Annotated in this window: 7 protein-coding genes; 4 read left to right on the top strand and 3 right to left on the bottom strand. The window is 59.3% G+C overall.

The window, feature by feature from the left end; translation table 11 throughout:
* Positions 1-199: 199 nt before the first annotated feature.
* The 4 genes from LHW45_06115 (at position 200) to LHW45_06100 (ending at position 8,198) form a co-directional block, all read left to right on the top strand.
* Positions 200-2,452 (top strand): T9SS type A sorting domain-containing protein, encoded by a 2,253-nt coding sequence (locus LHW45_06115; protein MCB5285148.1) that lies wholly within the window; start codon positions 200-202, stop codon positions 2,450-2,452.
* 179 nt (positions 2,453-2,631) lie between these two features.
* Positions 2,632-3,105 carry an NADH-quinone oxidoreductase subunit NuoE gene (nuoE, locus tag LHW45_06110; GenBank protein ID MCB5285147.1) on the top strand — a complete coding sequence of 158 codons (474 nt, stop codon included), beginning with the start codon at positions 2,632-2,634 and terminating at the stop codon, positions 3,103-3,105.
* Positions 3,102-4,874, top strand: coding sequence for an NADH-quinone oxidoreductase subunit NuoF (locus LHW45_06105; GenBank protein ID MCB5285146.1), 1,773 nt, complete (start codon positions 3,102-3,104; stop codon positions 4,872-4,874). Before nuoE ends, LHW45_06105 begins: the two co-directional genes overlap by 4 nt.
* Positions 4,875-4,883: 9 nt before the next feature.
* Positions 4,884-8,198, top strand: coding sequence for an FAD-dependent oxidoreductase (locus LHW45_06100; protein MCB5285145.1), 3,315 nt, complete (start codon positions 4,884-4,886; stop codon positions 8,196-8,198).
* A gap of 467 nt (positions 8,199-8,665) precedes the next feature.
* Here the strand turns inward: LHW45_06100 and LHW45_06095 are convergent, their stop codons facing one another.
* From LHW45_06095 to LHW45_06085, 3 genes are all read right to left on the bottom strand, one after another.
* Positions 8,666-10,621, bottom strand: coding sequence for an SUMF1/EgtB/PvdO family nonheme iron enzyme (locus tag LHW45_06095; protein MCB5285144.1), 1,956 nt, complete (start codon positions 10,619-10,621; stop codon positions 8,666-8,668).
* Entirely contained in the window at positions 10,618-11,874 is a 1,257-nt protein-coding gene (gene hutI, locus LHW45_06090) for an imidazolonepropionase (GenBank protein MCB5285143.1), read from the bottom strand. The genes LHW45_06095 and hutI overlap by 4 nt, the downstream gene beginning before the upstream one ends.
* Positions 11,875-11,940: 66 nt before the next feature.
* Complete coding sequence (locus LHW45_06085) at positions 11,941-12,282, bottom strand: DUF1292 domain-containing protein (protein ID MCB5285142.1); 342 nt, start codon at positions 12,280-12,282, stop codon at positions 11,941-11,943.
* Positions 12,283-12,346 lie beyond the last annotated feature (64 nt).

Below are 12,346 nucleotides of genomic sequence, written 5' to 3'. Positions count from 1 at the left end.
CTCTGCCAAGTGATCAGAATCTGCCTGCAACGCGTCACCCACTACAACAAGTCACCATATAGAGCCGATCTGATCGAACCATGGCAAATGAAAATCAGGCTGGTATAAAAAAATGGGGGAATGCCAGTCCGCTTTTTCATTGACAGCATTGGGCGGGGGAAAACAATGAGCAAAAGAGTATTTGGTTCGAGGTGATCCGATGAAAAAGCCTGCCCTGATCTTCATGGCCCTCACGGTGGCCGTTCTGAGCGCCGCTCCGCGCGGGCTCACCAGCCGGGAAATAGTTATCGAAGACGCGATTGCGGTGGTGCAGCCGGAAGCGGTTTTGAGCATTCCCGATCCGGCGCAAACCTCCCCGGGAGCTGAGATCCGGGATGACTGGTGGCTTCTGTGGCAGATGCCGCTGGATTATATTCTGCCGGCCGGAGAGCAGTTCGGCCTGATCTTTGTCAACAATGAGCAGTTTGCCTATCCTTGGTTTTCCGGTGGCGCAGAATCGAACAACGTTGGTTATGTCCTGGCGGCCCTGGAAAGGGCGCCGGACTGGATCCGGGCCGAGCTGTACAAAACCTTGTCCCAGGTTGGCGAAATGCAGCAGCAGACCTATTCCCTGCTGATCGTGCAAGCGCCTGACCCCATCGTGGATGAGATCGCCTTCTGCGTGGCGACGGCCTCGCCGGAATACCTCAATTCGGATTTCGCCCATCCCCAGCTGTTCACGGAGAACGCCCAAAAGATCTATGCCGCGGCGGCGGAACTGCCTTACGTGGAGATCGTGGACACCGGTTCCGCTGACGCGGGAGGAGACTATTGGTCCACCACCCGCTACTGGAAAAAGGACGCCGGCGGGCAAATGATGCAGGTAACCGTACCCAAAGAGATCTATTACTGGTATCTGGTGAATCCCAAGCTCACAGACGAGATCCAGGCCTACATCGATCCCGCCATCGTGGAAAACAACAGCACGCACGCCAACAACATCGCGGCCCCCTGGGATGGGGGAAAGTTCTGGCGCTCATACCTTTACGATTACGATGACGACAGCCATCCGGTGCTGCGCGACACCCTGGTCCAGTGCCAGAGCGTGTTCAACCGCGACGGATCGCCCGGAGACGCCATCCGCGCCGCCACCTGGTGGATCAACCAGAACATGAGTTTCACCTCGAACAACGAGCGCCCGCATCAGCCGGTGCGCATCTTCGCCAAACGCTTTGGACGCTGCGGAGAATACGCCGACCTCAGCTCCGCCGTGGCCCGCATCGCGCTGATCCCCTGCACCAACATCAGTTCCGTCTCAACGGACCACACCTGGAACGAATTCTGGGAGGACGGCTGGGTGGCCTGGGAGCCGGTGAACGGCTATCTGAACAACCCGCTGGTCTATGAAAACGGCTGGGGCAAGGTGTTCGGCAGCGTGTTCGAAGAACGCAGCGACGGCCTGTTCTCGCCGGTCACAGAGCGCTATTCGGAGGGCTTGGCCACCATCAACATCCAGGTGGTGGACCAAAACCTGCAGCCGGTGGACGCCGCGCGGGTGGTTCTGGCCATTTTTGAAAGCCAGCCCCGCTTCGATTGCGAGGCCTATACCGACAACAACGGCCTGGTGAGTTTCAGCGTGGGCGAAAACCGCGATTACCGCGCCCGGGCGGAAACCATGTTCGGGCTTTATCCCGCCAATCCGGGAACCTACGCGCAACTTATCGCGAATTCGGTGAACGGCGAGATCTACAATTACCAGTTCCAGATCGCCGCGCCGCTGCCCCAGCCGACGATCGAGGCTTTGGCCCCGCCCTCCGACCCGGTTCAGGATTTCCGCTTCACGGCGGGGTTTGCCAGCCCCGGCTATTTCATCACCGGCAAAACGCTCTGGGACGACATCGACGTGCTGGGAGCCCCCGCCAGATTTTACGAGGCAGTTGATGAGCCGGCCACCGTTTCCTTTTTGGTGGTGGACGCTGACAATGCCATCTTCCTGGACCTGGACAACTTCTGCAGCGCCTACGCTTACACGGGCCCGGTGGCATCCGGCACCGCGGTTTTTGACATTCCCGTGGGCCAGGACTGGTATGCCCTGCTGAATAATTCCCACCGGCACGGCAACGCTGTGTTGCTATCCGGAGCGTTGGCCTGCGAATACTGGGGCACAGCGGTGAACGATCCCCAGCTGCCGGCGGCGGTTTTCAGCCTGGACGCCATCGCGCCCAATCCCTTCAGGGACCAGACCAGGATCGCTCTGGAGCTGAAAGAGGCGGCGGAGGTCAGCATCGGGATCTTTAACCTCCGGGGACAGCAGGTGCGCTGTTTTGAAGCGCTGAAACTGGCGGCGGGGCGGCATGGGCTGGATTGGAACGGCAAAGATGACCGCGGTGAAGCCTTGCCCAGCGGGGTATATTTCCTTCGGGCGGCGGCGGGAAAGGATGTCCAGGCCCGCAAGCTGCTGCTGCTGAAGTAGGCCTCTCCAAGGGAAACGGATCCGGGACCGTCTGTCTGACCAGAAGTTGACCAAATCATCCGGGAATGGTTCCACATTTTATTTGACAAAGACCGCCACCCTGTAAATGTGTTTTCCGTGCTCGCGGAAGTCTCAATCCCGCGGCGCGTGACCACTGAATCCATAGTCAAGGAGTCGCGATGGAACAGGACTTCAGCCGGCTGGACGCGTTGTTGCCAGCATACGAGGGCAGGCAGGGCTCGCTCATACCACTTTTACAAGCCGCGCAAAACCTCGAGGGATATCTCTCCCGGCCCGTTCTCAAACACATCTCTGAACGCATGAAAGTGCCAGCCGCCGAGATCTACGGCGTGGTGACCTTCTACTCGATGTTCCGCCTGGAGCCGCAGGGCAAACACATCGTTAGAGTTTGCAAAGGCACGGCCTGCCACGTTTCAGACGCCGACGGGATCAAGGACGCGCTGATCGAAAACCTGAAGCTGGAAGGCGGCAAAGTGACCACCGAGGACATGCAGTTCACGCTGATGGAAGTGGCCTGCCTGGGCTGCTGCTCGCTGGCGCCGGTGATCATGATCGACGACCAGACCTTTGGCAAACTCACTCCGGAAGCGATTCCCGGCATTCTGGACAAATTCCGCGACGGGGGGGCATGATGGAAGCGGTCACCATTAAAGTCGGACTCGCCAGCTGCGGCTTGGCCGCCGGCGCTGAGGACGTGTATCACAAGCTGCAGGAACACCTTTCCGCCCAGCCCGGGGCCTTCAAACTGCAGCGCACCGCCTGCATCGGCATGTGCTTTGAAGAGCCGCTGGTGGAGCTTTCCGGAAACGAACTCGGGAGCGTCATTTTGGGCCGCGTGGATCCGGACAACGTTTTACCTTTGGTGGAGGAATACCAGGGTGGAAAATTCCCCTCCTCGAACGTGATCCTGGCCGGAAAACACGAGGCCAGCCGCAACGAGCTTCTGGCCAACCAGATGCGCATCGTGCTGGGGAATTGCGGCGTGATCGATCCCCTTTCCATTGCCGACTACGAAGCCCGCGGCGGCTACCAGGCCTTGAATAAAGCTCTGGCCCTCACACCCGAAGAGATCATCGCCGAAGTGAAGGATTCCGGACTGCGCGGTCGCGGCGGGGCGGGATTTTCCACCGGGCTGAAGTGGACTTTTGCCGCGGCAGCCAAAAGCAACAAGAAATATGTGGTCTGCAACGCCGACGAGGGCGATCCGGGCGCGTTCATGGACCGCAGCGTGCTGGAAGGCGATCCGCACAAGATATTGGAAGGGATGATCATCGGCGCCTTCGCCATGGGCGCGGATGAAGGCTATATCTATTGCCGGGCGGAATATCCGCTGGCCATCGCGCATCTGAAGGTGGCCATCGCGGCGGCCGAGGAACGTAAGTTTCTGGGCAGGAACATCCTGGGCACTGATTTCAACTTTGAACTGCACATCAAGGAAGGCGCCGGGGCCTTTGTCTGCGGCGAGGAAACGGCCTTGATGCAATCGATCGAGGGCAAGCGCGGCATGCCCACCATCCGGCCTCCATTCCCGGCTGAATCTGGCCTCTGGGGCAAGCCGACCAACATCAACAACGTGGAAACCTGGGCCAATATCGCCTGGATCATCCTCAACGGCGCCAAAGCCTTTCGCGCGGTGGGCACCGAAAAATCGCCAGGAACCAAGGTCTTCGCGCTGGCCGGAAAGATCGCCGGCAGCGGCTTGATCGAAGTGCCGATGGGCATTCCTCTGCGCGACATCATCTACAAGGTGGGCGGCGGCATGAAGACGGAGAAACCCTTCAAAGCCGTGCAGATGGGCGGCCCCTCCGGAAGCTGCATCCCGGCGGAACTGCTGGACACCGTGGTGGATTACGACAGCATCACCGCCACCGGCGCCATCATGGGCTCCGGCGGCATGGTGGTGATGGACAGCGGCACCTGCATGGTCGATGTGGCGCGCTATTTCCTCAATTTCACCCAGAACGAATCCTGCGGCAAATGCACTTTCTGCCGCATTGGCACCCGGCGCATGCTGGAGATCCTCACCCGCATCACAGAAGGCAAAGGGGTGCTGGAAGACATCGCCAGGCTGGAGGAACTGGCCGTGAACATCATCAAAGGCTCGCTCTGTGGTCTGGGTCAGACAGCGCCCAATCCGGTGCTGACCACCTTGCGCTATTTCAAGCACGAATATCTGGCGCACATCGAGGAGAAGCGTTGCCCCGCCGGGGTTTGCACAGCTTTACTGCGTTTTGAGATCATTCCGGACAAGTGCATCGGCTGCACGGCCTGCGCGCGCAAATGCCCGGTGCAGTGCATCTTTGGGGAAGTGAAGCAGCCGCATGTGATCGATCAGGACAAATGCGTTAAATGCGGCGCTTGTTACAAGGCCTGCAAGTTCGACGCCATCAGCAAAGGATAGGAGAAGAAGATGATCGAAGTAACGCTGAACGGAACCCAGGTGCAAACCGAAGCCGGGATCACCATCCTGGAACTGGCCCGCCGCAACGGGATCGAGATCCCCACCCTTTGCCACGATGAAGAACTCAAACCTTTCGGCTCGTGTTGGGTCTGTGCCGTTGAAGTGAAAGGCCGCCGCGGTTTTGTGACCTCCTGCGGCACCACTGTGACCCCCGGAATGGAGATCGTCACGGACAGCGAGGACATCCGAGCCGCCCGTAAAATGGCGCTGGAACTGCTCATCTCCAACCACTATGCCGATTGCGAAGCCCCCTGCAAGATCGCCTGTCCGGACCACGTGGACATCCAGAGCTATGTTTCGCTGATCGCCAACGGCCAGTACCACGATGCCGTGAAAGTGATCAAGGACACCCTGCCGATGCCACTTTCCATCGGGCGTGTCTGCCCGGCATTCTGCGAAAAGGAATGCCGGCGCCAGATCGTTGATGATCCTGTCGCCATCCGCCAGCTGAAACGCTTTGCCGCGGATGAGGACCTCGGCGACGTCTGGAACTACGTTCCCGAAAAGGCGGCGGCCACCGGCAAGCAGATCGCCATCATCGGCGCCGGGCCTTCCGGACTTACCTGCGGATACTATCTTTCCAACCTTGGCCATGAAGTCACGGTCTTCGAAGCCGCGCCCGCGGCCGGGGGCTGGCTGCGCTACGGCATTCCCGAATACAGGCTGCCCAAGGCCACGCTGGAGCGTGAGATCGAGCTGATGTGCGCCAACGGCATGAAGATCGAATACAACGTGCAACTGGGCCGTGACCTCCAGCTGGAGAAACTGCGCGCCGGTTATGACGCGGTTTATCTGGCCCTCGGGGCCCAGAAAGCCGTGCCCATGCCGGTGAAAGGCTCCGACCTCACCGGCTGTTATCTGGGCGTGGATTTCCTGAAGGCCCACAGCCTTGGCCACACCCCGGTTCTGGGCAAAAAGGTGGCCATCGTGGGTGGCGGCAACACCGCCATCGACTGCGCCCGCACCGCCATTCGCCTGGGTTGCGAGGTGAGCGTGATCTATCGCCGCACCAAGGCTGAGATGCCTGCCGAACCCTTTGAGATCGAGGCCGCGGGACACGAAGGCGTGGTTTTCCACTACCTCTGCAATCCGGTGGAATATTTCGGAACAGACGGCCAATTGCGGGAAGTGAAGATAGAAAAGATGAAGCTGGGAGAACCCGATTCCAGCGGCAGAAGGCGTCCGGAGCCCACCGGCGAGTTTTTCACCGAAAGCTACGATTCCATCATAGCCGCCATCTCCCAGGTTCCGGATGTGGATATCTTCGCGGAGTCAGCCAACCGCGTGGCAGGAAAGGAGCTTCCCCTCAGCCGCTGGCAAACCGCTGTGGTGGACGAAAGCACTATGCACACAGGTTTGGCCAACGTTTTCGCGGGCGGCGATTTCCGCCGCGGGGCCGCCACCGCCATCGAGGCCATTGCCGACGGTCGTTTGGCCGCGGAAGCCATCCACCGCTATCTGGCCGGCGAGGAAATCAAAGCGGACCATTTCCGCTTCGACGCCAAAAAAGGCTACCAGGTGCAGGAAATTTCCCCGGAAGAATACGCCCACTATGAAAAGATCGCGCGGAAAGTGATGCCGGAGATTCCGCTGGAGGAAGCCAGAAGCACTTTCCACGAGGTGGAGACTGGCTTCGATGCAGCTGAGGCCAAGGCCGAGGCCGCGCGTTGCTTGGAATGCGGCTGCCAGGTGAATGAAACCTGCAAACTGCGTGAATATTGCACTGATTTCCGGGTGGACGCCCTCCGTTTCCCGGGCAGCATCAACAAACATCCCATCGATTACAGCCATCCCTTCATCGTGCGCGACACCAACAAATGCATTAACTGCGGACGCTGCGTGTGCACCTGCGCCGAGATCCAGGGCGCCGCGGTGCTGGGCTACGTTTACCGCGGTTTCGCGGCTGTGGTGGCCCCGGAATTTGGCGAATCGCTAACCCAAACCACCTGCGAAAGCTGCGGCAAATGCATCGCCGTTTGTCCCGTGGGCGCGCTGGTGGAGCGGAATCTGAACTACAAGCTCAATCCCCTACCGAAAGAAACCACTCTGCAGAGCTGCGGCATCTGCGGCACCGGTTGCCAGATCCTCTGTGAAACGCAGTCCGGTCTGCCCGTTCGCATCAGCACCGACGACAAAAAGCCCGGCTTCAACGGACGCAACCTCTGTTTCAAAGGCCGTTTCGGCTGGCAGGCCCTGTTTGGCGCTGACCGCCTAAAAACACCGCTGCTCAAGGAAAATGACGGCTGGAAGGAACTGACGTGGGGCGAAGCCCTGAAGGTTATGCAGGAAAGAGCGGAATCCTCCGGCAGCAAGCGTTTCGAGCTTTCGCCGCACATCTGCCTGGAGGAGATGCTGATCCTGCACAAAGCCGCCCAAAACTGTGGCGCGGCCTTGCATGCCAATCCCCGCTACCGCCTGTTCAGCAGCGCCTGTCTGGCCTGGCAGCCAAACCTTGATCCCTACGACAAGCTGGACAGCTTCGACGAATATGTGGTGGTCGGAGAGATCAGCCATACCCTGCGCACCATGCTGCGCCTCAAACAGCGCTCCGGCAAAAAGCTCCTGAGCGTGGTCAGCTGCGGCTCCAAACCCATCGGTTTCGCGGACAGCGTGCATTCCTCGCTAGCCTCGCTAAACCTTTCGCCGCACCAGCTCTTCATCTATAACCTGAACAAGACCCGGGAACAGAGCGTCGCCAAAGTGCTTAACGCCGCCTGCACGGTCGACCCGACCCTTGGTAACGTGCTGGAGACCTCGGATTATCAGAACTACCGCGGCTTGCAGCTCATGCAGCCGGATTTTGGCCTGCCTGCCGACGTGGACTTTGCGCTGAGTTGGGGAACCAGGACCATGAAAACCGCCAACCCCGGCTTCAGGGTGGAGATACAGCAGTTCGCGGACCCGGATTCCGATGCCGACCTGCTGTTGCCCGCGCCCTCCTATCTGGAGATCGAAGGAACCGCGCTGGGCAACAACGGAGGTATCACCAGATTCAAAAACCCGGCTCGTTCCAAGCTTGGCGCAGAATTGCTCCGCCTTTTTTACGAACTGGGCTGGATCTCTCCCGCCACCGCGGAGATCAATCACTGGAACGACGCGGCGGATCAGCTGCTGAAAACCGTTTCTGCAGCCGCCCCCCAGGCTTATGACCCCGCACTGGTCGAGATCGCCAACTTGCGCGACATGGTGTTGCCGCTGGACAATCTGCTGCAGCAACGCGTGATCATGCTCTACGAAAAGCGGAAATCGCCCACAGGGTTCTGACGCCCTCCCGGCTGCTTTTTGGTTGATCACTGCCCCCCCCCCCTCGGTTTGAAAGAGAGCCAAACATCAAGCCCGGCCTCAACCGCCGGGCTTCTTTACGCTCAAATTAGGCTCATGTTCAAATAGAGTGGATGTGTATGAATGGCACATCGGTACCGTCATCCCAGCGTAGGCTGGGATCCAGAAAAGCCCCGTGGCGCAGGATTCCGATCCTGCGAAAAGCCAAAACGCAGCATTGGCATGCTGCGCTACGAACCCGACAAAAGACTTGGATTCCAGCCTGCGCTGGAATGACGGAAGCCCCGTGGCGCAGGATTCCGATCCTGCAAAAAGCCAAAGCGCAGCATTGGCATGCTGCGCTACGAACCCGACAAAAGACCTGGATTCCAGCCTGCGCTGGAATGACGGATAGGATACTAGAGTTTACCCACCATACATGAACTTGAGCCTCAAATTATGGCTGGATGCTACTTTTTCCGCACCACGCGAAAGCCGATGTGATCAGCTTTGGCATAGGGTTTGCCGTGGGCGCGGGAGGTGACGCGGATGTTTTCGGCGGGATCCTTGTAGGAGCCACCACGGATCACTTTATCGGTGCCTTGGTCCAGTCCGGCAAAAGGCGTATCCATGATGCTTGTATAGGATGAATACCAGTTCCAGACCCACTCCGCGGCGTTTCCGCTGAGGTCGTGAAGTCCTATCTGGTTGGGCTGTTTTTGGCCCACGGGTTTGAGGCTGCCGCCGCTGTTGGCGGAATACCAGGCCACCACGTCCGCGACCGTGGAGCCGCTGTAGGGGGTGAAAGCGTTTGTGCGTCTGGCTTTGGCGGCATACTCCCACTCCGCCTCGGTGGGCAGGCGGTATCCGCTGGCGTTGAAATCGCAGCTCACGCCGTTGCCGAGATACTCGTAGCAGGGCTGCAGATTGTCCAGGCGGCTTTTCTCGTTGCAAAATGCCACCACTTCGTCGAAGGTGATGCCGGTGACGGGCAGGTCCTTTTCCTCCTCAGAAAACTCGAAGCCGGGATTGGCCATGGCCCACTGCGCGCGTGTGATCTCGCGGGGCGCGATCATGAACGAGGACAACTGCATTTGCAGCAGCGGATATTCATCGTTTTTGGCGTCTGGGCCGTTGTTGCCGATGATCGCGGTTTCGCCCAGAACATAGATCATCTCCAGAGGCACGTTCGTTACCTTCGGTTTCGCGTCTGTCACCTGCGCGGGAGCGCCACCGTCGTCAGCTTGGCCGAAGATGGCCCCGTCCTTGATCACGTGGTATTTCAGGATGATATAGACAAGAATGCAGGCCGATATGACGCCCAGGACGCGGAAGGTCTTCTGCAGTTTCTTGAGTTCCGGAGAGGTTTCCTTTCTCTTGATGGGAATTTTCTGGACCGGCCCGTCCACGGTGGTGTCGCCGGGGTGCTTGCCCAGCAGAGTGTTCACGCCTCGGGAAGGGATTCCGGGCTGGGTGTCCGCCAGGGAAGGTTTGGGTTCCACGGTGGGAACGCCGAGAGGGGAAAACTGGTTGTCTGCAGATAGGGCAGGTTGAGCTTTTGGAGGTTCAGAAACGGATCCGGCGCCGTCGTTTTCCAGGGTAAATTCCTGTTGCGTGACCAGCGCTTCCCGCATTTCTGCGGCGCTGGCAAAACGCCTGGCGGGATCGATTTGCAAAGCCTTGTTGAGAACGCTGAACAGCCAGGCGGGGATATGTTTGCCAGGCAGATCCGGGTTGAGGGGATATTGGCCGAAAGTTATCTGTTTCTGGGCGGAAGGGCTTTCCCGGCGGTCCAGTTCCCAGGGTAGTCTGCCGCGCAGCAGCAGCCAGGCGATCACGGCGGCGGACCAGAGATCCGAACGTTCATCGGGGTTTTCCTCCAGAAAAACTTCCGGCGGGGTGAAGAGCACGGGATGGTGGGCGTGCTGTTCCGGATCGGCGATTTTCCAGGCATGGGGTGATTTGCCGAAGCCCAGCACCTTGAGGTCGTAATCCGGAGTGATGATGATGTTGGTGGGGTTTAGGTTCAAATGCAGGATCAGATGCTTGTGCGCGTGTTCGAGAGCGGTCAGCAGTTGCAGGGTCCACTTGATGGCCTGGCTGTAGCTGATGTCCACGTGCGGGATGCGCAGAATGCCGTTGAGCGGATCGCCTTCGAGGAACTCGCTGACCATGTAAACGGTGCCGCCATTCTCGAACAGACCGATGGTTTCACGGATATTGGGGTGTTTCAGCCGGAGGCCGGTCTCCGCTTCCCCGCGCAGCTGGGCCACTTGGTCAGCGTCTGAGCGGAAGCGCTGCTCGTTCGTTTTGATGGTCACGATCCTGCCGCTGAAATAGTTGCGGGCCTTATAGACGCAAAACTGCCTCGATTTGTGCAGGGTCTCGATGATGGTGTAGGCGTTTTCGCCGCTGTTGCCGTTCATGCTGAGGAAGTGTGGACCAGCTTGCCACTGGCGTAAACTGCCGTGATATGTGAAGAACCCAGATGGTAGGGAATGAAATTCAGGGAGGGGATGTCCCAGATACAGAAGTTGGCCAGCTTTCCCGGTTCCAGCGAGCCCAGTTCCGTCCCCAGGCCAAGGGCGTGGGCGGCGTTGAGGGTGCAGGCGCAGAGGGCTTCCACGGGGGAAAGGCCCATCTGCAGGCAGGCCAGGCTCATGATGAAAGGCAGCGAATCGCAATTGCAGCTGCCGGGGTTGAAATCCGTGGCGATGGCCACAGGCAGGCCGCTGTCGATCATGTGGCGGCCGCGGGCATAGTTTTTGCTGGCCAGCGAATAGAGCGTGGCGGGCAGCAGCACGGGGATAACGCCGGCCGCTTTGAGGGCCTGGATGCCCACGTCGGATGCGGCTCCCAGATGGTCGGCGGATACGCAGCCCAGTTCTGCCGCGAGTTCCGCCCCGCCGATGGGTTCGATCTCATCCGCGTGCATTTTGAGCGGCAAACCGTGTTCTCTGGCGCAGTTGAGCACCGTTCTGCTGTCTTCAATGCCGTAAACGTGGGCCTCGGTGAAGATGTCGCAAAAGCGGGCGATGCCTTGTTCAGCCACAGCGGGGATCATCTCAGAGCAGAGGATCCTGATGTAGCCGGCGTGGTTGTCTTTGTATTCCGCGGGAAATTCGTGCGCGCCCATGAAGGTGGGAACCACGGTCACAGGCAATTCCGAGTTCAGCCGGGCGATCACGCGCAGTTGCTTCAGTTCGCTGGCGGTATCAAGTCCGTAGCCGCTCTTGGCCTCCACCGTGGTGGTGCCCAGCGAGATCATTTTGCGAACGCGTTTCGCGGCAAGCTCAAAGAGCAGGTCCTCAGAGGCGTCGCGGGTGGTTTTGATCGTGCCGCGGATGCCGCCTCCGGCTTGGGAAATCTCCACGTATGACTTTCCGGCCAGGCGCTGGGCGAATTCGTCCTCGCGGGTGTGCACAAAAACGGGGTGGGTGTGGCAGTCAACAAAACCCGGCAAAACCAGCTGGTCTGCCGCGGAAACCACTTCCGGGGCGGAATGGGCGGCCATGATCTCGTCTGTGGTGCCCACAGCCAGAATCCGCCCGTCTTTGATGGCCAGAGCGCCACCGGCAATGCAGCCCGGATCGTTCATGGCCGCTCCGGTGCGCGGCTCCGCGCCGCCCTGCAGGGTTACCAGTTGCCTGCAATCCCGCAAGATCAGGTCAGCCCGCACGTCTCATCCTCCTGTCCATCCGCCTGTGGCTCCTGGTGGTATGTCGGTCCCGTTGCGTGATTTGGGTCAGTCTTCGGGCTCCTCTTCGTAGTTTTGGAACAGCTCTTCGAATTTGGCAGCCACGGCGTTGAACTCAGCGTCATCCTCGATCACGCTCAGTTCCACGTTTTCGCCGTCCACTTCCCAGCTCATGATGTCGTATTCCATGGAATCCACTTCGGCCAGGGCCATGTACTGCTTGCCTTCGTGGGTGATCACGTCCAGAACGATGAAGTCCTTGCTGCTGCCGTCTTCCAGCTCAATGGTGATGGTGTTGCTTTCGCACTCTTCGCCTTCGCAATCGCAGGGCTCGTCGTGGTCGTGGCATTCTTCGCCGCATTTGCAGCCGTTCTTTTCTTTATCGGTCATGGGATAACTCCTTTGTTTTTCACATTTTTTGTCGCTTGAGTATTTTGGCAAGGGAAAAATTGGC

This window comes from Candidatus Cloacimonadota bacterium, assembly GCA_020532085.1.
Lineage (GTDB): Bacteria > Cloacimonadota > Cloacimonadia > Cloacimonadales > Cloacimonadaceae > Syntrophosphaera.
The sequence above is the reverse complement of the archived record's forward strand: the minus strand, read 5'-3'. Positions and strand labels throughout refer to the sequence as shown.